Annotated in this window: 20 protein-coding genes; 11 read left to right on the forward strand and 9 right to left on the reverse strand. The window is 70.9% G+C overall.

All coding sequences use genetic code 11. The features are described 5' to 3' along the window. The 7 genes from G4D87_RS12645 to G4D87_RS12675 form a co-directional block, all read left to right on the forward strand. Positions 1 to 925 (forward strand): RsmB/NOP family class I SAM-dependent RNA methyltransferase (locus tag G4D87_RS12645; RefSeq protein WP_163782289.1); only part of this gene is annotated, 925 nt, incomplete at its 5' end. 29 nt (positions 926 to 954) lie between these two features. Then, positions 955 to 2733, forward strand: coding sequence for a M61 family metallopeptidase (locus tag G4D87_RS12650; RefSeq protein ID WP_163782291.1), 1779 nt, complete (start codon positions 955 to 957; stop codon positions 2731 to 2733). Between the two features lie 11 nt (positions 2734 to 2744). Next, on the forward strand, positions 2745 to 4211 hold the full coding sequence (locus G4D87_RS12655; protein ID WP_163782294.1) for a B-box zinc finger protein: 1467 nt from the start codon (positions 2745 to 2747) through the stop codon (positions 4209 to 4211). Between the two features lie 116 nt (positions 4212 to 4327). Next, on the forward strand, positions 4328 to 4639 hold the full coding sequence (locus G4D87_RS12660) for a carboxypeptidase regulatory-like domain-containing protein (RefSeq protein ID WP_240358217.1): 312 nt from the start codon (positions 4328 to 4330) through the stop codon (positions 4637 to 4639). A 275-nt stretch (positions 4640 to 4914) separates the two neighbouring features. Then, entirely contained in the window at positions 4915 to 5796 is an 882-nt protein-coding gene (gene rnhB, locus G4D87_RS12665; protein ID WP_163782297.1) for a ribonuclease HII, read from the forward strand. Beyond that, positions 5793 to 6428 carry a hypothetical protein gene (locus G4D87_RS12670; RefSeq protein ID WP_163782299.1) on the forward strand — a complete coding sequence of 212 codons (636 nt, stop codon included), beginning with the start codon at positions 5793 to 5795 and terminating at the stop codon, positions 6426 to 6428. The genes rnhB and G4D87_RS12670 overlap by 4 nt, the downstream gene beginning before the upstream one ends. Positions 6429 to 6432: 4 nt before the next feature. Further along, positions 6433 to 7062, forward strand: coding sequence for a histidine phosphatase family protein (locus G4D87_RS12675; protein ID WP_163782301.1), 630 nt, complete (start codon positions 6433 to 6435; stop codon positions 7060 to 7062). Positions 7063 to 7092: 30 nt separating this feature from the next. On the opposite strand, the gene G4D87_RS12680 is transcribed toward G4D87_RS12675, so the two are convergent. From G4D87_RS12680 to G4D87_RS12690, 3 genes are all read right to left on the reverse strand, one after another. After that, positions 7093 to 8445 carry an aminotransferase class I/II-fold pyridoxal phosphate-dependent enzyme gene (locus G4D87_RS12680; protein WP_163782303.1) on the reverse strand — a complete coding sequence of 451 codons (1353 nt, stop codon included), beginning with the start codon at positions 8443 to 8445 and terminating at the stop codon, positions 7093 to 7095. 295 nt (positions 8446 to 8740) lie between these two features. Further along, complete coding sequence (acs, locus tag G4D87_RS12685) at positions 8741 to 10696, reverse strand: acetate--CoA ligase (RefSeq protein WP_205507561.1); 1956 nt, start codon at positions 10694 to 10696, stop codon at positions 8741 to 8743. Between the two features lie 55 nt (positions 10697 to 10751). Beyond that, the gene (locus tag G4D87_RS12690) at positions 10752 to 11246 is read right to left on the reverse strand and encodes a hypothetical protein (protein ID WP_163782321.1); all 495 of its coding nucleotides are present in this window, start codon (positions 11244 to 11246) and stop codon (positions 10752 to 10754) included. Between the two features lie 61 nt (positions 11247 to 11307). Between G4D87_RS12690 and G4D87_RS12695 the strand changes: the two genes are divergently transcribed. From G4D87_RS12695 to G4D87_RS12710, 4 genes are all read left to right on the forward strand, one after another. Then, positions 11308 to 11730 carry an NUDIX domain-containing protein gene (locus G4D87_RS12695; RefSeq protein ID WP_163782305.1) on the forward strand — a complete coding sequence of 141 codons (423 nt, stop codon included), beginning with the start codon at positions 11308 to 11310 and terminating at the stop codon, positions 11728 to 11730. 15 nt (positions 11731 to 11745) lie between these two features. Next, positions 11746 to 12870: a M50 family metallopeptidase gene (locus tag G4D87_RS12700; protein ID WP_240358218.1), complete on the forward strand. Its 1125-nt coding sequence runs from the start codon at positions 11746 to 11748 to the stop codon at positions 12868 to 12870. A 299-nt stretch (positions 12871 to 13169) separates the two neighbouring features. Beyond that, the gene (gene cml, locus G4D87_RS12705; RefSeq protein ID WP_205507562.1) at positions 13170 to 14405 is read left to right on the forward strand and encodes a CmlA/FloR family chloramphenicol efflux MFS transporter; all 1236 of its coding nucleotides are present in this window, start codon (positions 13170 to 13172) and stop codon (positions 14403 to 14405) included. A gap of 195 nt (positions 14406 to 14600) precedes the next feature. Beyond that, a complete protein-coding gene (locus G4D87_RS12710) occupies positions 14601 to 15257 on the forward strand; it encodes a hypothetical protein (protein WP_240358219.1) in 657 nt (218 codons plus the stop codon). Between the two features lie 9 nt (positions 15258 to 15266). Here G4D87_RS12710 and moaD read toward each other — a convergent pair whose 3' ends face one another. The 6 genes from moaD to tsaB all read right to left on the reverse strand — a co-directional run. Then, entirely contained in the window at positions 15267 to 15932 is a 666-nt protein-coding gene (gene moaD / locus G4D87_RS39990; RefSeq protein ID WP_163782309.1) for a molybdopterin converting factor subunit 1, read from the reverse strand. Next, a complete protein-coding gene (locus tag G4D87_RS12720; protein WP_163782311.1) occupies positions 15929 to 17761 on the reverse strand; it encodes a PKD domain-containing protein in 1833 nt (610 codons plus the stop codon). The genes moaD and G4D87_RS12720 overlap by 4 nt, the downstream gene beginning before the upstream one ends. 7 nt (positions 17762 to 17768) lie before the next feature. Then, entirely contained in the window at positions 17769 to 18497 is a 729-nt protein-coding gene (locus tag G4D87_RS12725) for an MXAN_2562 family outer membrane beta-barrel protein (RefSeq protein WP_163782313.1), read from the reverse strand. Then, positions 18494 to 19408: an MXAN_2561 family MXYO-CTERM-anchored protein gene (locus G4D87_RS12730; protein ID WP_240358220.1), complete on the reverse strand. Its 915-nt coding sequence runs from the start codon at positions 19406 to 19408 to the stop codon at positions 18494 to 18496. The genes G4D87_RS12725 and G4D87_RS12730 overlap by 4 nt, the downstream gene beginning before the upstream one ends. A gap of 125 nt (positions 19409 to 19533) precedes the next feature. Further along, positions 19534 to 20568 carry an aspartate-semialdehyde dehydrogenase gene (locus G4D87_RS12735; protein ID WP_163782317.1) on the reverse strand — a complete coding sequence of 345 codons (1035 nt, stop codon included), beginning with the start codon at positions 20566 to 20568 and terminating at the stop codon, positions 19534 to 19536. Positions 20569 to 20620: 52 nt separating this feature from the next. Beyond that, positions 20621 to 21166 (reverse strand): tRNA (adenosine(37)-N6)-threonylcarbamoyltransferase complex dimerization subunit type 1 TsaB (gene tsaB, locus G4D87_RS12740; protein ID WP_240358221.1); only part of this gene is annotated, 546 nt, incomplete at its 5' end.

The following is a 21166-nucleotide window of genomic DNA, read 5'->3' on the forward strand; positions in this document are numbered from 1 at the left end:
CTTCCCCATCGCCGCGTCGCTGCCGGACTTCCTCGCCGAGCGCTTCCTCCAGACGTTCGGCCGGGATGCCGCGCGCGCCGCGGAGGCGATGAACGAGCGCGCTCCGCTGGTCGCCCGCGCCAACCTCCTCAAGGGGGACCGCGACGCGCTGGCGCAGCGGCTGAAGGCCGAGACGGTGGACGTCAAGCCCACGCCGCTGTCGCCCATGGGCCTGGTGCTGGAGACGCGCATCAACGCCTTCTCGCTGGAGAGCTTCCGCGACGGGCTGCTGGAGCTGCAGGACGAAGGCAGCCAGCTGCTCGGCATGCTGGTGGACGCGCCGCCCACGCGCGTGGTGGATGCGTGCGCGGGCGCCGGCGGCAAGACGCTGCAGCTCGCCGCGCAGATGAAGAACCGGGGTGACTTGCACGCGCTGGACATCGATGAGCGCCGCATGGAGGACCTGAAGAAGCGCGCGCGCCGCGCGGGGGTGCACAACGTGCGCGCCCAGCTCATCCCCCATGAGGGCCCAGAGGCCGAAGGCGCGCTGGCACCTCTCAAGGGAAAGGCGGACCGGGTGCTGGTGGACGCGCCGTGCAGCGGCACTGGCACCTTGCGCCGCAAGCCGGACGCGCGCTACCGCCTCACGCCCGAGGATTTGGAGATGCACGTGGGCCGGCAGAAGGCCCTGCTGGCGCGCTTCGCCACCCTGGTGAAGCCCGGCGGCCGGCTCATCTACGGCACGTGCAGCGTGCTGCGGGAGGAGAACGAGGACGTGGTGGAGGACTTCCTCGCCAAGCACCCGGATTTCACGGTGAAGCCGGTAGGGGAGCTGCTGGGCGCGGAGCTGGCCGAGAAGGTCGGCCCCGGCCCCTTCCTCCGGCTGGCGCCCCACACCCACGGGACTGACGGATTCTTCGGCGCCGTCCTCGTCCGCGCGAAGTAACCTGCGGCCGGGGGAGAGAGACCCTGCTCATGCACCCTGCCGTCCGCTACCGCGTCTCCATGCCCCGGCCGCACACGCACCTGCTGGAGGTGGAGGCCTCCTTCCCAGGAGGCGCCAGCGAGCTGGACGCCGTGCTGCCGGTGTGGACGCCCGGCAGCTACATGGTGCGGGAGTTCGCGCGGCAGGTGCAGGACGTGACGGCCCATGCGCCGGACGGCACGCTCCTGCCGGTGCGGCGCGCGGACAAACGCACCTGGCGGGTGGAGGCGAAGGGCGTGGCCGTCACGCTGCGCTACCGCCTCTACGCCAACGAGCTGACGGTGCGCACCAACCACCTGGACGGCTCGCACGCCTACTTCAACGGCGCCGCCACGTTCCTCTACACGGAGGCCACGCGCGGGTTGGAGCACCACGTCACGGTGGACGCGCCCGCGGGCTGGCGGACCTTCTGCGCGCTGGGCCAGCGCGCCAACACCTTCGTCGCCCAGGACTACGACGAGCTGGTGGACAGCCCCTTCGAGGTCGGTCCCCACACGCCGCTCACCTTCAGCGTGGAGGGCGTGCCACACGAAGTCGTAGTGTGGGGCGACACGGTGCAGGACCCGGAGCGGCTGTGCGCGGACCTGAAGCGCATCTGCGAGCACCAGGCCCGCATGTTCGGCGGCCTGCCCATGCCGCGCTACCTCATCCTGCTGTACCTGACGGACCGGGGCCGAGGCGGCCTGGAGCACAAGGCCAGCACCGCGCTGCTGTTTCCTCGCGTCGGCCTCTCCACCCATCGCGGCTGGGAGGACCTGCTCACCCTGGTGGCGCACGAGTACTTCCACCTGTGGTTCATCAAGCGGGTGAAGCCGCGCGCGCTGGTGCCCTTCGACTACGCGAAGGAGAACTACACGTCCCTGCTGTGGGCCTTCGAGGGCGCCACGGCGTACTACGACAACCTCTTCGTGCGGCGCGCCGGGCTGATGTCCGCGCAGCGCTACCTCACGCGCCTGGGTGAGACACTCACCGCGCTGCATGCCACGCCGGGGCGCCGCGTGCAGACGCTGACGGAGGCGTCGCTGGTGAGCTGGGTGAAGCACTACCGCCCGGACGAGAACTCGCCCAACAGCGCCATCTCCTATTACCTCAAGGGCGAGGTCGTCTCCGCGCTGCTCGACCTGGAGCTCCGCCGCGCCACGCATGACGCCCGGAGCCTGGATGACGTCGCGCGCCTCTTGTGGCAGCGCCACGGCGACGGCTCCGGCGTCCCCGAGGACGGCGTCGAGGCCGCGGCCAGTGAGGTGGCCGGCGTGGACCTGAAGCCTTTCTTCGACCGGGCCCTGCGCACCACGCAGCCGCTGGACTACTCCGTCTTCTCCCACGTGGGCCTGGCGCTGAACTTCCGTCCGCGCGAGGCCGCCAGCGACAAGGGCGGCACGCCTCCGCCGCGAGGCCGGACGGGGGAAGGCAAGCCCAGGGGCTGGCTGGGCGTCACCACGCGGGGCAGTGGCACCATCGCCGTGGTGATGGATGGCTCGCCCGCACAGGACGCGGGGCTCTACGTGGAGGACGACCTGGTCGCGCTGGATGGCTGGAAGGTGGACGGCGCCAGCCTGCTGCCGCGCTGCGAGGAGCGGCGGCCCGGCGAGACGGTGCGGCTCACGGTGTTCCGCCGCGACCGGCTGGTGGAAATCCCGGTGGTGCTGGGAACGAAGCCCGCGGAGGCGGCGTGGCTGTCCCGCGTGGAGCGCCCCACCGACGCCCAGAAGGCCGCCTATCAGGCGTGGCTCGGAGTCCCCTGGGAAGAGTCCCCGGGGCAGTCGTAGGCTTGGGGGCCATGAGCCCCTCATCGCCCAACATCATTCCACCGGATGCGCCCCTGCCCCGCTGCCAGCGGCATCGGACCGCCGTGGCCGGATGGCGCTGCGAGCGGTGCGACGAAGCGCTCTGCCCCGACTGCGTGGTGGGCCGGCGGGCACAGACGGTGGAGCTGGTGGCATGCGAGCGCTGCGGCGACGTGGCGCAGACCCTGCTCACCTCCCGCAGCCGGGTGTCCGTGGCGCAGCGGCTCAAGGGCGCGTGGCGCTACGTCTTCACCCCGTCCGGCGTGCAGGTCCTGGTGGCGGTCAGCGTCTTCCTGGCGACGCTCCGGTGGCTGGTGGAGCTGGCCATCTCCTTCTCGGCCATCATCCCGCTGACGCTCTACGGAGGCGTCTTCTGGGGCACCTTCTTCACGCTGGCGCGGGACTCGGCCCGCGGCGAGACGGCGCTGCGCTCGCCCGACTACCGCGACTACTTCCATGACGCGGTCCTCCCCGGCCTCCGCGGCGTGGTGACCTTCGCCGTCGTCTGGATGCCCGCGTTCCTCTACGTCACGGTGCTGCGCCCGCTCCTCCAAGAGGGGCGCTCGGCGCTCGGCGCGTGGATTCGGAGCCTGGACACCCCCGGACTGCTGACGGTGGATCCGGTGCTGGTGGGCCTGCTGCTGCTCGGCGTCCTCTGGCTGCCCGCGGCGCTCCTCATCACCGCCGCGCGCCAGCCACTGCTGACCCTGTTCGACGTGCCCGGAACCCTTCGCATCGTCCGCCGCCTGGGACGGGACTACACGCTGGTCGCGGGAACGCTGATGGGCCTGGGCGTCCTCCACCTCATGACGCACGGGGTGGCGCTGCTGCTGCGCGTGCTGGACCTCTTCATCATCTCACGCGTGCTGGCCGAAGCCGTCACGCTGGTCATCCCCTTCACCGCCGCGCACGTGGTGGGGCTGCTGCTGTACACGCGGGGCGATGCGCTGGGGTATGGCCTGGAGCAAGACTACCTGGGCCCCGTGCTGGGCGACGCGCAACCGAGCCGCATGGCGCCGCCCCTGCGGGAAGCCGGGCCCCTCCCCTTCTCCGGAGCGGCGGCCACCGCCCCCGCGACGGGAACCTCCAGCGACGACACCCTGGAGGCCCTGGCGGCGGCGGTGAACGCCCGCGATGTTCCACGCGTGATGTCGCTGTACGCCACCGTGCGGCAGCAACCGCGGCTGCGTGTGTCCCCAGAGCACCACCTGTTCGTCGGACAGGCCGCGGCCGTGGAAGGAAATTTCCCACTGGCGGTAGCGGCGTTGGAATCCGCGGCGGACACGGCGCCCGATGCGCCCACCGCGCCCCGTGCGTTGGTACTTCTGGCGCGTGTGTTGGGCGAACGGATGCACGACGCGCCACGCGCGGAAGAAGTCTACCGCTACGTGCTCCACCGTTACCCAGACACGGCAGCGGCACGCTTCGCGAGTGAACGCGTGGCTCCGACTTCCGACTGATACAGACGTTGCCGCGCCCGCACGCCAGCATCACCCTTCACGGCATGGTTCGCGCACGCTCGTTTTCATGGCTCATTGGGTTCGGTCTCCTCACGGCATGTGACCAGGCGCCTCGCATGGAGCGCGCGGTGGACGACTGCCAGGCGGAGCTGGTGTCGCTCAAGGTGGAGGTGCTGTCCGCGGAGGGCGCGCGCGTGCGCGGGGCGACAGTCACCGGCACCAATGTGAGCTCCAACGTGAGCATCACCGGCGTGACGGACGACCAGGGCGTCAGCACCGCCATCAACGAATCGCTCGCGCCCAGCGCGGTGCGCGTGGTGGCCACCGCGGGCGCCAAGGTGTCCGGGGCCCAGCAGGTGGAGTGGGTGTGTGACGCCTGCAACTGCCAGCCAGAGCCGGCCACCCTCCAACTCCAGCTCAATCCGTAGGACCCGCCCCGCGCGACGCTGAAACAACCTCGGCTTCACGGTTTCATCTGAATGAACGCGAGGGTGGTTGTGCTCCACCCACCCCATGGAGTACGGCTGGTGACATGCGTGACGCCCGTCAGCCTTCCCCGCGTCTGGCCCACCCTGCTTCCAGGGGGGCCCTCCAGTCGGCTTCCTCCGTGCACGGGGCCGCGGGGCTGTGTTGCCGCCATGAGCGCGTTCCCTGCGCATGGGGTCCTGTCAGCACACGTTCCAGGTAGGTCCGGGCGCTCATCATGTCCGCAGACACCGTGGAACAGTTGCTTCAGTGCGCGCTGTCCGAGCTGACCACGCGCTTCGTCACCCAGGCCAACCCCGTCCCCGCCGGCTTGCTGGAGGCGTTGGACGCGGACCCGCGCGCGGGAGCGCAGGCGCTCGCCCGGCGCATCCGTTCGCGCCAGGAGAAGAACCGCGCGGAGGGCCAGCGCCTGCGCAAGCTGCTCCGCTTCGAGACGGAGCTGTGGGAGCAGGGCCACACGCACATCGCCGGCGTGGACGAGGCGGGCATGGCACCGCTCGCGGGGCCCGTGGTCGCCGCCGCGGCGGTGCTGCCCAAGGGCTTCCGGCTCAAGGGGCTGGATGACTCGAAGAAGATTCTCGACGCGGAGAAGCGCGAGTCACTGGCCGAGGCCATCAAGCGCGACGCGGTGGCGTGGGCCGTGGGCCGCGCGGAGGTGGAGGAGATCGACCGCATCAACATCTACCACGCGGGCCTGCTGGCCATGCGCCGCGCGGTGGAGGGGCTGGCGGTGAAGCCGGACCACCTGCTGGTGGATGCGCGCACGGTGCCGGAGTGCTCGGTGCCGCAGCGGGGCATCATCAAGGGGGACGCCCTGTCGCTGAGCATCGCCGCGGCCTCCATCCTGGCGAAGACGACGCGCGACCGCTGGATGGCGGAGCTGGATGCCCAGTACCCGGGCTACGGGCTCGCCGCGCACAAGGGCTACCCCACACCGCAGCACCTGCAGGTGCTGCGTGAGAAGGGCGTGCTGCCCATCCACCGGCGCAGCTTCGCGCCGGTGCGTGAGGCCCTGGGCCTGCCGACCGGCTCGCCACCTTCCGCCCTCCAAGCGGAGCTGTTCCCCGTGGCGCCCTCCCCAACGGTGGTGAAGTCATGAGCGCCGACCGGGACATCGACGAGTGGATGGCCACGCGAGGCCTCACCCTGCCCGAGGCCCGCGCCCGCACCCGCGCGGTGCTGGAGGAAGTGGGCCTCACCCGCCCCGGCCGCCAGCGCATGAGCGAGCCCAAGCTGCTCAAGGCGGCGGAGCTGCTGACGGGGCGCTTCTTCCCGGTGTGCGCGGAGGGCGCGTGCCTCAAGGTGGCGCAGGCCAGCGGGCGCGAGCCGATTCGCGTCGAGCCGCGGCTGCACTGTGAGCGCTGCGGCGGCTCGGCCAACCGCCGCGCGGAGGTGGCCTTCGTGGAGACCTGCCAGCGCTACGGCGTGCGCCGCGTGGTGGTGGTGGGCGGCTCGCCGGCCGTGCGCGAGGAGCTGGAGGAGAAGCTGGGCCACCTGATTGACTTGCGGATGGTGGACGGCACGGAGCGCCGCACGGCGGACCGCGCCCGCAGCGACCTGGACTGGGCGGACCTGGTGCTGGTGTGGGGCGCCACGGAGCTGCACCACAAGGTCAGCGGCCACTACACGCACGGTGGGCCGGCCTACAGCCACAAGGTGGTGCACGTGGTGAGGCGGGGCGTCGCCGCGCTGTTGGAAGAAGGCATCACCCACCTGGAGCGGACGCGCTGAGTCCATGACGACCGAGTTCATCCTGCTCCGCCATGGAGAGACGGAGTGGAACTCCCTGGGGCGCCTCCAGGGACATCAGGACAGCACCCTGAGCCAGGTGGGCCTGCGTCAGGCGGACGCCCTGGCCGCGCGCCTGGCCCCCGTCCGCTTCTCCGCGCTCTATTGCAGCGACCTGGGACGGGCCCAGGAGACGGCGCGGCGCATCGCCACGCGCACGGGCCACACCGTGCAGGCCGACGCGCGCCTGCGCGAGCGAGGCCTGGGCATCCTGGAAGGCCTCACCCGGGACGAGGCACGCCAGCGGCACCCGGACGTCTTCGCCGCGTACGCCGGAGGCGCGCCGGACTACGTCGTCCCCGGCGGGGAGAGCACGTCCCAGCGGCTGCGCCACGCGGTGGAGTGCCTGGAGGAGCTGGGCGCGCGCCACCGGGGTGAGCGGCTGGTCGTGGTGACGCACGGAGGCGTGCTCAGCCTCCTGTTCCGCCACAGCCTGGGGATTCCGCACGCGGCGCCGCGCACCTTCTCCGTGCTCAACGCCGGGTGGAATCAGTTCGACTATCACGAAGGCGCGTGGCGGCTGGTGACGTGGGGCGACGTCACCCACCTGCGCGCCACCAGCCTCGACGACACCTGAGCGCCCACGCCCCGCGGGCGCTCGCGGTGGCTACAGCTCCACCTGCGGGCGCTCGTCGCGGCGGGACGCGCGCGTCGCGGCCGGACGGACCTCCAGCTCGGCGCGGGCCTCGTCAATGGCGTCGCACACCCCGTCGGCGGCCCGCTGGACCTGCTCCAGCGTGTGGGACGCCATCACCTGCATGCGGAAGCGCGTCTCGCGCACGCGAACGGCCGGGTACTCCACCAGGTTGGCGAAGATGTCGCGGTCGAACACCTTCTTCGCGGCCAGCCGCGCCACCTTCGCGTCGCCCACCTGCACGGGGACGACGTTGGAGGGCTCGCCCAGGCACGTCATGCCCCGCGCCTGGAAGGCCCCGCGCAGCGCCAGGATGTTCTCCCGCGCCTTCGCGCGCAGCGCGTCACCCTCTTCCGAGCGGACGATGCGCAGCGACTCCAGCACCACCGCCGCCTGCATGGGCAGCAGCGCGTTGGAGAAGATGTGGGGCCCGCCCATGATGCGGATGAACTGGCGCACCGCCGGCGAGCGCGTGGCCACGAAGCCGCCGTTGCTCGCGAGCGTCTTGGAGAAGGCGCCCACCACCAGGTCCACCTTCCCCAGCAGGCCCTGCACGCCCAGGCTGCCCGTGCCCCGGGGGCCCATCGCGCCCAGGTCATGCGCCACGTCCACCAGCAGCGCCGCGCCGTACTCACGGCAGATGGACTGGAGCTCCTCCAGCCGCGGCACGTCCGAGTCCATGGAGAACAGGCCCTCGGTGACGACGAGCACCGCGTTCTGCGTGTCGCGGGCGCGAATCTCCTGGAGCTTGCGCCGCATGGCGCGGTTGTTGAGGTGCGGCACGCGGCTCACGTTCGTCGTCGCGGCGGCGGCGCCCTGTTGGAGGCACGCGTGCGACAGCGCGTCGAGCACCACGTGGTCATCCGGACGCACCAGCCCGGCGATGACGCCGAAGCCCGCGCCCCAGCCGGTGGAGAACAGCGCGACGTGCGGCGTCTGCAGGTGCTCCGCGAGCGCCTTCTCCAGCATCAGCGACGGCGTCGTGTTGCCCCCCAACATCGCCGAGCCCCCGCTGTGCAATCCGTAGTCCTGGATGGCCCGCTGAGCGGCCTCCACCACCGCCGGGTGCGTGGACAGCGACAGGTAGTCCTGCGAACCGAAGTTCAGCCCCTGGCGCGCCGCCCCCGTCTCGCTGCGGACACCACACTCCGCCTTCGGCGCCGCCTCCAGGCTCCGCGAGAACGGCCACAGCCCCGCCTGCCGCCGCGACTCCTGCCACTCGAAGAAGGGCTCCGTCCGACCCAGCAGGTCAGGTCCCGTCGGCTGCGAGTAATGAGAGATGAAGTGGGTGAAGAGCGGCGAGTCGAGTTGAGCTCGGAAATCCATGAAGCACGTCCAGGGGGGAAGGTCGCGCTGTCAACGAGAGGCGCGGCGCTCGGGGAGGGGGGCGAGCTGCGCATTTAATGCCTCTGCATCTTTCCAGTGTCAACCGGCCTACCTTGACGGCTCCGCTGTATTCGTTTGTTCCGATTCAACCGGATGTGCTGCGTAGGCTGAAACAGGCGCACGGCGCCCAGACAGTCACGCTTTTCCAGGCGGATAAACGACGAATCCTGCTTTTTCACCCCAGGGCAGAGGGTGCATCTGACGCCCCCTGCCCTGAAGTGCGAGCGAGTGTCCGTCAGTCGTCGTTCTGCCGCAGCGCAGCCAGGACGTTGAGGTCTTCCAGGGTGGTGGTGTCCCCGGAGGCCTGCTTGCCCGCGGCCACGTCACGCAGCAGCCGGCGCATGATCTTCCCCGAGCGCGTCTTCGGCAGCGCCTCCGCGAAGCGGATTTCATCCGGCCGGGCGATGGCGCCAATCTCGCGGCCGACGTGGGCGGCCAGCGTCTTCTTCAGCGCGTCGGACGGCGTGTTGCCCTGCTTCAGGGTGACGAAGGCCACCAGCGCGGTGCCCTTCAAGTCATCCGGACGGCCCACCACGGCGGCCTCGGCGACGGTGGCATGCGCCACCAGCGCGCTCTCCACCTCGGCGGTGCCCAGGCGGTGGCCGGCGACGTTGACCACGTCATCCACGCGGCCCATCAACCAGAGGTAGCCGTCCGCGTCCGTGCGGGCGCCGTCACCGGTGAAGTACATGCCGGGCAGCTCGTTGAAGTACGTGCGCACGTAGCGGTCCGGGTCGCCGTACACGGTGCGGAGCATGGAGGGCCAGGGGCGCGTGATGAAGAGCAGCCCGCCCTGCCCTCGCGGCACCTTGTTGCCCTCGCGGTCCAGAATCTCCGCGTGGATGCCGGGCAGCGGCAGCGTGGCCGAGCCGGGCTTCGTCGGCGTGGCGCCCGGGAGCGGCGACACCATGATGCCGCCCGTCTCCGTCTGCCACCACGTGTCCACCACGGGGCAGCGGCCCCCGCCGATGACGTCGCGGTACCACATCCACGCCTCGGGGTTGATGGGCTCGCCCACGCTGCCCAGCAGCCGCAGCGAGGACAAGTCATGCTTGCGCACCGGCTCCTCGCCCAGGCGCATGAAGGCGCGGATGGCGGTGGGCGCGGTGTAGAGGATGGTGGCCTTGTACCGCGCGATGATGTCCCAGAAGCGGTCCGGCCCCGGCTGGGTGGGCGCGCCCTCGTAGAGGACGGTGGTGACGCCGTTCATCAGCGGCCCGTAGACGACGTAGGAGTGGCCCGTCACCCAGCCCACGTCGGCGGTGCACCAGTAGACGTCGTCTTCGCGCAGGTCGAACACCCAGCGCATGGTGAGCGACGTGTTCACCGCGTAGCCGCCCGTGGTGTGCAGCACGCCCTTGGGCTTTCCGGTGGAGCCCGACGTATAGAGGATGAACAGCGGGTGCTCGCTCTCCACCCACTCCGGCTCACATTCCGCGGACTGCCCGCTGACCAGCGTGTCCCACGCCACCAGCTTGGGCCCGGACAGCGCCAGCGTGCTGCCCGTGCGGCGGAGCACCACCACCTTCTCCATGGTGGGCATGTTCGGCAGCGCGGCCTCCACGTTCGTCAGGAGCGGCACCACCGCGCCCTTGCGCCAGCCGCCGTCCGCGGTGAGCAGCACCTTCGCGCCCGCGTCGTTCATGCGCTCCTGGAGCGCCTCCGCGGAGAAGCCTCCGAACACCACCGAGTGCACCGCGCCGATGCGAGCGCACGCCAGCATGGCCACCGCGGCCTCGGGCACCATGGGCAGGTAGATGCCCACCCGGTCACCCTTCCGGACGCCCAGCGACTTGAGCGCGTTGGAAAGCTTGTTCACCTCGGTGGACAGCTCGCCGTACGTGAGGGCGCGGCGGTCGCCGGGCTCGCCCTCGAAGAGGATGGCGGGCTTGTCCTTGCGGGTGGCCAGGTGCCGGTCCAGGCAGTTGTAGGCCAGGTTCGTCTTGCCCTCGACGAACCACCGCGCGTGCGGCGGCTTCCAGTCGAGCACCGTCTGGAAGGGCTCCTTCCAGTACAGCTCCTCGCGGGCGCGGTCGCCCCAGTACCTGTCCGGGTCCTTGGCGGCTTCGTCCCAGAGCTGCTGGTACTGCGCCATGCTCCGGATGTGCGCGCGCCGGGCGAACGCCTCTGGCGGCGGAAAGACGCGTGCTTCCGTCAGGACCGAGTGAATCTCATGCTTCGAATCCGCCATGCGCTCCTCCAGCGTGGACAATGCCACCCTGTTCTAGGAACCCAGGGTGCGCGTCTCAACCCTCCGTGTCACAGCGCTTCGATTCCTTGACGGCCTCGTAGCGCAGCCACATCTCGCAGACGCATTCGTCGGGGCGGCGCGTGTCGTAGCGGACCCGCAGCACGCCGTTGAACTGCGTTTCGCACTGCGTCGTGCCGTCGATGTGGATGTTGATCTGGTCCAACAGGCACTCCTGGCCGTTCACCTCGGCGGCGGCCTTGACCACGCTCCCGTCGATGGAGAAGTGGTCACCGTCCTCCAGGAAATAGCCCACGAGGTGGCTGTCCAGGAAACCGAAGTCCAGGCGGACGACGCGCCCGCTGATTTGCAGGGTGCCGTAGAGCTGGCCGCGGTTGGTCTCCAGCAGCCCGCAGTCGTCGCGGAGCACCTCGACGGGCTCGAAGACGTAATCACCCGGCTCCTGGACGCGGGGCAGGCAGCCCGCCAGGCATGCCAGGAGCAGACCGGAGAGGACAAGGCGATGGCGTCTCGGAGTCGACACGGCGCGCACCATACCCCACGGCCCGCATCTAGGAAGTGCGAGCGTGACGGCAGCGGGTAGACTGGGGGTCATGCCCGAATACCGCAACCCCAAGCCCACCGTGGACTGCATCATCGAGCTGCCCGGTGAACGCCTCGTCCTCATCCGGCGCGCGAATCCGCCTGTCGGCTGGGCGCTGCCGGGCGGCTTCGTGGATGAGGGCGAGCCGCTCGACGCCGCCGCCGTGCGCGAGGTCCTGGAAGAGACGGGCCTTCACGTGAAGCTGTCGGAGCAGTTCTTCACGTACTCGGACCCCCGGAGGGATCCGCGGCAGCACAACATCTCCACCGTCTACATCGGCTCGGCCGAGGGTGAACCGAAGGGCGCCGACGACGCGGCCGAGGCCCGCGCCTTCCGCGTGGATGACCTGCCGAAGGACCTGTGCTTCGACCACGACACCATCCTGTCCGACTACGTGACGTACAAGCGGACCGGTCAGCGGCGGAAGCTCTAGGGGCGGCGCGGGAGGATGCACTACGCGCTCGTCCTGCTCGCCCTGGGAGGCCTGCTGACCCTCCACGAATTGGGACACCTCGTCGCCGCGCGGTTGCTCGGTGTGCGGGTGCCCCGCTTCGTGTTCGGTTTTGGCCCCCCGCTGGTGTCCTTCCGGCTGTGGGGGACGCAGTACGTGGTGGCGGCGGTGCCCCTGGGCGCCACGGCGCACCTGCAGGGGATGAACCCGCACCGCGCGGACGCGGACGAGGCAGCGGGCTTCGCCGCGCGCGGGCCGCTGCTGCGCATCCTCATCATCCTGGCGGGGCCGCTGGCCAACTATGCGCTCGCGCTGGGCGTCCTGTTCGCGCTGTACACGTCGGGCACGCACGTGGTGGTGCCGCTGACGGTGGGGACGGTACAGCCGGGCTCGGAGGCGGCGCGGGCGCAGCTGTTGCCGGGGGACCGCATCGTCAAGGTCGCGGGGCAGCCGCTGCGGAGCTGGTCGGAGTTCGTGGAGAAGGTGGGCGCGGCGCCGGGCGTCCCGCTGGAGCTGGACGTGGAGCGCGGCGGTGATGCGCGCTCGGTGGTGGTGCGGCCCCGGCGGGATGAGCGCGGCACGGGCCGCATCGGGGTGAGCCAGCAGTACGTCTACAAGGCGCACAGCGCGGGCGAGGCGCTGAGCCATTCGTTCACGCACACCGGCAAGGTCGCCGCGGAAGGCGTGGCGCTGCTGAACCGGATGATGCAGCACGGCCTGGAGAGCGCGGACGCGGCGAGCCCCGGAGCGCTGGTGCGGCAGGAGTCCGCGGATGCGATGGCGTCCGGGACGGATGCCCTGCTGCGGACCCTGGTGGCCGCGTCGGTGGTGCTGGCGCTGTTGACGTTGCTGCCCGTGCCCGGGCTGGATGGTGGCCGCGTGGTGCTGCTCCTGGTCGAGGCGGCGAGCGGCCGGCGGATTCCTCCGCGCGTGGAGACGGTGGCGCAGACGGTGGGGTTCCTGGGAATCGCCGTGGCCGTGGTGTTGATGGCGACCGCGGAGATTCGGCGCGCGTTGCCGGCGCGGCTCGGCCTGGAAGAATCGCCGGCGCAGGATGCGGGCACGGGCACGAAGGCGCCCCCTGACGCCGGCGCTACCGGGACAGTCGACGCGGGGACATAGACAACACCCGGGAACCCACGCACCGGGCGCGGCACCTGCTGTCAGGAAATCTCGACGTCGACGTCCCGTCCGGTCACGGCGGACGCGTTTCCAGTCCCGTCGTGATTGCGACACCCAGCCCCGACCTTCGAGCGCGGACGCGCCGCATGGGAGCCAGCGAGATGGGAAGCACCGAATTCGCAGATGAGTGAGCCGCGGCGACACGTCAACCGTTGCCGCGGCCCTCTGCTCCAGCGCATCCCCGTATCCGTGGAGAGGCAGAGCGCCGCCAGATGTTCCTCATTTGTGCGGATGCAATCGTGCCTGACTTCGAATCCCCGTCGTGGAACCACTCCGTGCCAGCAGCGCTGTTGCTGATGGCGCCGTTCGACCTCCTGGCCTCACTGGCCATGGACATCTACCTGCCTGTCGTTCCGGCGATGCCCGGAATCCTCAACACCTCCCCCGCCATCGTCCAGCTCACCTTGAGCCTGTACCTGGCGGTGCTCGGGCTCGGGCAGATGGTGTTCGGCCCGGTCTCCGACCGCATCGGCCGGCGCCCCGTGCTGCTGACAGGCGCCCTCCTGTTCGCGGCCGCATCCTTCCTGCTCGCGGGGACCTCGGAGGCCACGCTGTTCGTCGGCCTCCGGCTCCTCCAAGCCGTGGGGGCCTCCGCGGCCCTCGTCGCCACGTTCGCGACGGTCCGCGATGTCTATGCGGAGCGCCCCGAGAGCGCGACCCTCTACAGCCTGTTCAGCGCCATGCTGGCCTTCGTCCCCGCGCTCGGCCCCATCGCGGGGGCGCTGCTCATGCAGCACTTGGGATGGCGAGCCATCTTCATCACGCTCGGCATCCTGGCGACGGCGGCGCTGCTGCAAGCCCTGCCGCGGTGGCATGAGTCGCGCCCGGCCCAGGGCCCCCAGCCGCGGCCCGCGCTCCGGCACATCCTGCGCAGCGCCACGTTCTGGACGTACACCCTGGGCTTCAGCGCGGCCATGGGCGCCTTCTTCGTGTTCTTCTCCACCGCGCCCCGGGTGCTCATCGGTCAGGCCGGCTTCTCCGAGCTCGGGTTCAGTCTGGCCTTCGCCACCGCCGCGCTCGCGATGATTCTGACGACCCGCTTCGCGAAGCGCTTCGTGGCGAGCTGGGGACTGGCGGGAAGCCTCACGCGAGGCATGGGACTGTTGCTGCTCGGCGCGGGGCTCCTGGCGGCCGGACAGCTCCTGGCGACACCGTCATTCTGGACGTTCGTCGCGCCGATGTGGCTCATCTCGGCGGGCATCGTGTTCTCCGTGTCCGTCACCGCCAATGGCGCGCTCCAGGCCTTTGGTGATGTGGCGGGAACGGCGGTCGCGCTCTACTTCTGCATCCAGAGCCTCATCGTCGGCGTCCTCGGCACGCTGATGATCGTCCTGCTGGACGGCGACACGGCGTGGCCACTGGTGGGATACGCGTCCCTGATGGCAGGGGTGACGTTGACGGCGCTTCAGCGCCTCCGGAGCCGTCACAGCGTCCTGACGGAACCCACGCTGGCGGAAAGCCCCGGCGACACCTAGCAAGCGTCCCCAAACCGCGCCGCGGGGCCCTGCTCCCGCGGCGCGGCGGGGGTTTCCGTCTTTCCCGCCTGGGATGGAACCCAGCCCGCCGCCCGGCTGTCCAGGGACCCACCGGGCGTCGGCCGTCTTTCGGAAGACGTCTCCTGGTCGATGAAGGAGCCGCGAGCCATGCAAGGCCCTATGCTTCCCCCCGCGATGAACACCAAGGCAGGCGGTGGAATCTTCTGTGAGCTGTACTGGGGCGACAATCTGTCCGAGGCGTGGAGCTACGGGCCGGAGCATTCGAACGTCCACGCCGGCCCGGACGAGACGGCCCCCCTGCCGCTCTACGGCTTCACCCTGCCCGAAGAGCCGTTCCTGCTCGCCGAGCGCACCGCGCAGGGCTGGCGCATCCACCTGCCGCCCGCTGCCCGGGCCGAGCGCGCCATCCAAGGCGACGCCTTCGCCGCCGTGCCGCAGACGGACCTGCGCCAGCAGGACGGGCGCACCACGGTGGAGCTCGCGGAGGGCATGACGCTCCGCCTCTCGGAAGGCCAGCTCTCGCTGCGCATCCAGGGCTCCGTCGTGAAGGAGCAGGTCAACCGGCTCCAGTGGAAGGACTTCGGCTGGCTCATCATCGTGAGCATGCTCTTCCTCAGCCTCCCGGTGGGCTTCCTCATCGCGGGCCCCACGCCCCAGCGCATGGAGGAGTCCAAGGTCCGCGCCATGAAGATGGCCGCCGACAAGGAAGCCGCGCGCCGCAAGGCCATGGGCCTGGACACGCCCCTGCGTCCGCTCACGGAGGAAGAGCTCGGCACGCAGCCCGACGGCGGTGACGACGTCACGGTCCCCGCCTTCCTGCGCGTCCGCTGAGCCGGCGCTTCAGGGCCCCAGGCCGACCCAGACCTCCCCATCCTCGAAGAACTCCTTCTTCCAGATGGGGACGTCCTGCTTGAGCCGCTCGATGGCGTACTCGCAGCCACCGAACGCCTCCTTCCGGTGCGGCGACGCCGCGGCGATGACGACGGCCAGCTCGCCGGGCACCAGCGTCCCCACGCGGTGGAGGATGGACAGGCGCACGCCGGGAAACCGCTCCGCGGCCTCCGCGCCAATCTCCGCCAGCTTCTTCTCCGCCATGGGCGCGTAGGCCTCGTACTCCAAGCGCAACACGCGCCGGCCCTTCGTCTGGTCGCGCACGGAGCCGCTGAACGTCACCAGCCCGCCGTACGCCTCTCCGCTGACGGCCTCCACCACCTCTTCCAGCCGCAGGGGCCGGTCCACCACCTGGAACTTCCCAGGTGCGCCTCCCGCCACGGGAGGAATCAGCGCCACCTCCGCCCCATCGCGAACCGGGGCGTCCGGCCCGACGAACTCCTGGTCCACGGCCACGCGAAGGTGCGGCAGGAGTGGCGCCAGCGCCGCGTACCGGGCGGTCAACAGCCGCAACACGTCCCGCACCTGGGCGCCCTCGGGCACGTCCAGGGCCTCACGCCTCTGCCCGGTGCGCTCGCGAGCCGCGGCGAAGTAGAGGACGGTGATGCCGCTCAACGCGAGGCCTCCTGCGCCGCGCGCAGGGACAGGCGCCCCTTGAGCCGGCCACCGCCCTCCACCGGGCTGAAGTCGAGGAAGCCCGAGTCCAGCGGCGTAATCCGGTCCAGCAGCGCCCCCGAGAGCGCCTTCGTCGCCCCGAGCAACGGCCCCGGCACGCCGGGCACCTTCTCCGCCGCGCGCAGGTCCGCGCGCAGCCGGCCCAGGTCCACCATCACCGACACATGGCCCGAGCTGAAGGCCTCGCCGCCGAAGCGCTCCCGCAGCTCGGCGCCCACGTCTCCGCGAGGACGCCCCTGCAGCAGCTCCCCCGCCAGCAGGCTGGCACGCTCGGGCATGATTCGCAGCTCCACCGGCTGCTCCCGAAGCCGCGTCCGGAAGAGCGTGCCATTCGCCTCCTGCTGCGTCGTGTAGCGCAGCACGGAGTCCTCCAACTGCTGCTGCACGAGCGCCCGCACGGGCTCCGACGCCGTCAGCCCCGCTTCGACCACGATGGAGCCCTTGAGGTCGGGGCGCTTGTTCCGGATGAAGTTGCGGAAGAAGGCCGGGATGTCGAAGTACGCGCGCAGCACCACGTCGCCGCGCAGCGCCTCGAGCAACGCCTCCACGTCCAGTCCCTCACGACGCCAGGACGCCACCATGCGCTCACGACGCTCGGAGCCCGGCGCGCCGAACGCCAGCCGAGCCAGCTCCTCGGGCGGCACGGAGAGCTGCGCCGCGGCGATGGGCCCCAGCTCCGCGTCCTTCAGCAACGCCGACGCGGGCGCGCGGGCGCCCTGGAACAGCGGCGTCGACGAGGACAGGAACCCATCCAGGTCCAACCGCTCCGGCTTCACCGCCAGCGACGCGGCGAAGCCCCGAATCGGGTGGGCGCCGTCTTCATCAGGCGTCACACCGGGCTGCTGCCCGGAGAAGAGATACACGCTGCCGTTCGCCACCTTCCCTCGCAGCTCGGTCAGCAGCGCGTCCTCGGAGATGCCCGGCCCCGCGAGGCTTCGCACCGCCTGGCGTGCCACCTCCGCGTCGGGAATGGCCAGCACCTGCGCCTGCTGAGGCGCGCCTTCGTCGGGCTCCTCCAGCCCCTCCGGCACGGCGAGATAGAGGTAGCCCCGGTCCTCGAAGAGCAACATCGGGGGGCCACCGGACGCGGGCTCCACGGTGACGGAGCCGTCCGGCTGCGGCATCGGGCCGTGCCCCGCCCGCTCCAGCTCGTTGGCGACGGCCTTCAGGGCCGCCTCCGGCTCCGTGATGCCCAGCAGCGTCACGACGCCGTCGAACTCCGGGAGCAGGAAGAAGCCGAAGCCCTCGTCGGGGTCCACCACCGTCCCGGTGCCGTCCTCCAGGTCCGTGAAGAGCAGGGGCAGCAGCGGAGAGGACTCCACGGCCCGCCGCGCGTTCTCCGGCCCCACGAGGCGCGTGTAGAAGTCCATCAACAGGTCCACATGGCCGCGCAGCTCGGGCAGCCACATGACGGTGCGCGCGCTGGAGGGCACCGCGCGCAGCACCGGCCGAGGCACCACCGTCAACTCGACGCGGCCGACCTCTTCTCCCTCGTGCAGGGCGCGCACGGTATAGGCGCCTGCCCGGGGGAAGGCGTGGGACACCCACGGCGCCGTCTGGGCGTCGCTGCCGTCACCGAAGTCCCAGGTGACGGCGGTGGCGTCCTCGCGCTGCGAGCCGAGGTCGACCGGCACGCCCGCTTCCACCGTCCGGTCCTGCCCCAGGTCCGGCCGCACCACGCGGCGGCAGCCGGAGGCCCAGGGGCCCACGGCGACCGTCATCAGGAGGAGCGCGACAAGAGACCCAGGGCGGCGCGGAATGAGCGGCATGAGCCGCTTAGTAATCCAGCGCCAGTCCGAACATCCAGCGCCGGTTCGACAGGTTCAGCCCTGGCCCGCCGAAGTTGTCCACATCCGCATAGGTGTACTCAGCGAAGAGGTAGCTGTGGTTGACGCCCAGGTCGGAGTCGAAGTCGCGCGCGAAGCGCGGCTCCAGCACGTCCAGCATGAAGGCGATGCCACCCGTCGCGCCCCAGCCCCAGCGGCCACCCGAGCCCCGGTTCCCATCCACCACCTCGGTGCCGGCGCCCTTGGTAATCCACCACGGCGTGTAGATAAGCCCCAGCTTGCCGTAGGGCACCAGCGGGATGCCCCACTCGAAGGCGGCGTAGTCGAACTTGTAGAAGACGTTGAAGGCCAGGGGCACCAGGCGCAGCGCCGTGCGCTCCGCCGCGAGCGCGCCCGTGGCAAGCCGCGCCGTGCCGTACTTCTCGCCGTAGCCAGCGGAGAAGCCCACGCCCGCCGTGCCCACGCCTTGGTAGAAGTACCGCTGGAGCTCCACCTCGAACGTCAGCAGCGACTCGCCGCCGAAGTAGTCCTCGTACGGCGTGCCATTGAGGCCGGGCTCTTCATCGATGAGGGGCTTGTAGCCGCCCATGCGAAATTGAATGCCGCCCGTACGTGGCGAGCGCAGCGAGACTTCCTCCTCCACCACTACCGTGTCCTGCCCCCAAGCGGGCAGCGCGGCGAGCAACGCCACGACCCCCAAGGCCGATGCCCGACTCATGACCGCTTCCTCCTCGACGACAACCAGATTCCCAGGGACGCCAGCACCGCGCATCCCGTGATGCCTCCGCCCGCCGCGGCGCAACCACCCGTCTCGGCACCGCCAGCACCGAGGTATCCGCCGTAGAAACCTTCGCTCGCGATGGGCGTCCCCAACGTCACGGCGGAAGGCTCGCTCCGGTTGCCCGCCGCATCAATGGCAATCGCCCGCACGGCGTACTCCACACCGTTCTCGAGCCCATCCAGGCGGAAGACCGTGTTCGACACGGCCTGCTCCTTCGAGTTCACCACTTCACCCGTCCCTACCCCACCGTCCTCACCGCCAACGAGCGAAAGCACCTCCACCACCATCGTCGTTGAGTCGCTGGGAACCGTCACGGTGGCGCTGAGCGCGCCGTCCAGGCCCGTCACCCCGGGAGCGGAGGGCGCGGCGGGGGGCTCCGGGTCATACACGAGGTCGATGGTTGGCGTGCCCACCGAGCTGAACGTGTCCGCGCACGTCTGGTTGCCGATACCGTCAACCGTCACACGCGGGGTGGAGGCGCAGAGCCGAAAGGTCGTGGTCGCGGTCTGCGACTCACAGGTATCCCCCCCCGCCTCCAGCGCCGCGCTCGCGCGCAGGGTCAGCGTTCCCGTGGTGGTGGCTGTATCGCCAACGGCAACCTGCTGGAGCGACAGGTCCGCCCCCGCGGGAGCGCGCGTACAGGCGCCGTCACTGGAGAGCCAGAAGTACAGCGTCTCGCAAAGCAGACCCGTCCGGCTCCAGGTCACGGTGCGTTCCGCCGTGCAGTCCGCCTGGGAGACGACGATGCGATTGTTCTGGAGGATGTTTGGCGAGGCCGTGAACGTCACGGTCTGCTGCCCCAGGGCAGTCGACGCGAAGAGCAAGAGGCCAACGAGAATGAGGCGCATGGGTACGCCCAGGCTAGCAAGCGAGAGGCCACATGAAACGCATTCTCGTCCGCTGGGCATCACTCCGGGACGGCCGCCCCGCCGCGCCAAACAGGCAGGACGGCTCCGGAGGCTTTGCCAATTTGTCAGGCGGGGCGCTCGGCCAGGCGGAGCCCGGCCTCCACCAGGTTGAGGGCGGCGCCCCGGCTGGCGTTGTCCACGGAGGCGAACAGCGTCACCCACTCCGGGGCCTGGGGGAATGCGCGCACCCGGCCCACATGGACCGCCGGGTCGGACGTGACGAGCATGGGCATGGGGTACACGCGCTCGCCGGGCACATCCAGCACCTTCAGGACGCCGGACGTCTTGAGGGCCGCGCGCACCTGCTCCACCGGGCCCGGCTTCTTGAGCTGCACGTTGAGGGTGAGGCCGTGGCCGTAGAACGTCGGCACCTGCACCGCCGTCCCGGCGATGACGGGCACGTCCCCCCTGGACGAGAACAGCCGGGCCGCCTCCAGCGTCCAGCCGCCCTCCTCCTCCGTCCAGGGAGAGTTCACCATGAAGCCGCCCACCTGGGGCACCAGGTTGAAGCCCACGCGGTGGGGGAAGGCGTGCGGCTCCGGCTCGCGGCCCGACAGCAGGTCCGCCGTCTGCTTCTCCAGCTCCGCCACCCCGCGCACGCCCGCGCTTGACGCCGCCATCAGCGCCGTCACCTGCGCGCGCGCCACGCCGAAGGCCTTCCGCAGTGGCTCCACCACGTGCACCGCGGCGGTCGTCACGGCCCCCGGCAGACACACGATGCGGCCCTTGAAGGTGAAGCCCGCGCCCAGCACGTCCGTGTTGAAGCCCGGCAGCACCAGGGGGACGTTGCCGTCGCCCCGGAAGGCATTGCTGGCGTCCACCACCCACGCGCCCGCCGCCTGCGCGGCCAAAGCCAGCTTGCGAGAGGCCTCGGCCGGCGTGGCCAGCAGCACCAGCTTCACGCCCCGGAAGGCGTCCGGCGTCGCCTGCTCCACCTCGAGCGAGTCCTCGCCGTACTCCACCTCCAGGCCCTTGGAGCGCTCGGAGCCGAAGGCGCGCACCTGTTCGGCGGGCACGTCCTGCGCGTACAGCGCGGCGAGCACCTCGCGGCCCACCACGCCCGTCGCGCCCACCACGCCAATCGTCAAGTCGTCTCTCATGGCGCGTCCTTTACGCCACCGGGGGCCGGGAGCGCGAGCACCACGAGGCGGCTCAGTCTTCCTTCAACCGCGCGGTGGGCGCCGGCCCGGGCAGCGGCGGGAACTTCGGGTTGCGCTCCGGCTCCGAAGCCCGCACGTAGTGCGGCTCCATGGCGAAGAGCGCCTCCAGCGTCTGCGCCTCCGGGAAGCGCGCCAGGTGCGCCAGCGCCACCGCCGACGGGAAGGTCGGCGCCGCCAGCAGCCGGTGCGGCGCCACCCCGTGCGACTCCAGGGCGGCGCGGTAGTCCACCAGCGCGGGCCCCAGCGCCACGGCCCGGGGCTCCGCCGCCATGCGCGCGGCCACCTCCTCGGGTGACATGGCCGTCTCCGGCTCCAGCGACTCCACGGCGCCTCCCCGGCGCACGTAGGCCCCCAGGTACAGGTCGCTCTTGCGCGCCACGGCCAGGCAGTACAGCGGCACGTTCTCGGGGCCCTCCAGCGCCACCGCCGCCAGCGACGAGGCCCCGGCCACCTTCAGCTTCGTCGCGTAGGCCAGCGACTTCGCCGTCGCCAGGCCGATGCGCAGCCCCGTGAAGGAGCCCGGCCCCAGGCCCACCAC

Source organism: Myxococcus vastator (genome assembly GCF_010894475.1).
Taxonomy (GTDB): domain Bacteria; phylum Myxococcota; class Myxococcia; order Myxococcales; family Myxococcaceae; genus Myxococcus; species Myxococcus vastator.

Coding starts and splice junctions, on each gene's coding strand:
- G4D87_RS12695 (WP_163782305.1), top strand. CDS start 11,308: ATGCCCGAATACCGCAACCCCAAGCCCACCGTGGACTGCATCATCGAG.
- G4D87_RS12725 (WP_163782313.1), bottom strand. CDS start 18,497: ATGAGTCGGGCATCGGCCTTGGGGGTCGTGGCGTTGCTCGCCGCGCTG.
- G4D87_RS12670 (WP_163782299.1), top strand. CDS start 5,793: ATGAGCGCCGACCGGGACATCGACGAGTGGATGGCCACGCGAGGCCTC.
- G4D87_RS12655 (WP_163782294.1), top strand. CDS start 2,745: ATGAGCCCCTCATCGCCCAACATCATTCCACCGGATGCGCCCCTGCCC.
- G4D87_RS12675 (WP_163782301.1), top strand. CDS start 6,433: ATGACGACCGAGTTCATCCTGCTCCGCCATGGAGAGACGGAGTGGAAC.
- G4D87_RS12710 (WP_240358219.1), top strand. CDS start 14,601: ATGAACACCAAGGCAGGCGGTGGAATCTTCTGTGAGCTGTACTGGGGC.
- G4D87_RS12735 (WP_163782317.1), bottom strand. CDS start 20,568: ATGAGAGACGACTTGACGATTGGCGTGGTGGGCGCGACGGGCGTGGTG.
- G4D87_RS12730 (WP_240358220.1), bottom strand. CDS start 19,408: ATGCGCCTCATTCTCGTTGGCCTCTTGCTCTTCGCGTCGACTGCCCTG.
- rnhB (WP_163782297.1), top strand. CDS start 4,915: ATGTCCGCAGACACCGTGGAACAGTTGCTTCAGTGCGCGCTGTCCGAG.
- G4D87_RS12720 (WP_163782311.1), bottom strand. CDS start 17,761: ATGCCGCTCATTCCGCGCCGCCCTGGGTCTCTTGTCGCGCTCCTCCTG.
- G4D87_RS12700 (WP_240358218.1), top strand. CDS start 11,746: ATGCACTACGCGCTCGTCCTGCTCGCCCTGGGAGGCCTGCTGACCCTC.
- acs (WP_205507561.1), bottom strand. CDS start 10,696: ATGGCGGATTCGAAGCATGAGATTCACTCGGTCCTGACGGAAGCACGC.
- G4D87_RS12660 (WP_240358217.1), top strand. CDS start 4,328: ATGGAGCGCGCGGTGGACGACTGCCAGGCGGAGCTGGTGTCGCTCAAG.
- G4D87_RS12680 (WP_163782303.1), bottom strand. CDS start 8,445: ATGGATTTCCGAGCTCAACTCGACTCGCCGCTCTTCACCCACTTCATC.
- G4D87_RS12650 (WP_163782291.1), top strand. CDS start 955: ATGCACCCTGCCGTCCGCTACCGCGTCTCCATGCCCCGGCCGCACACG.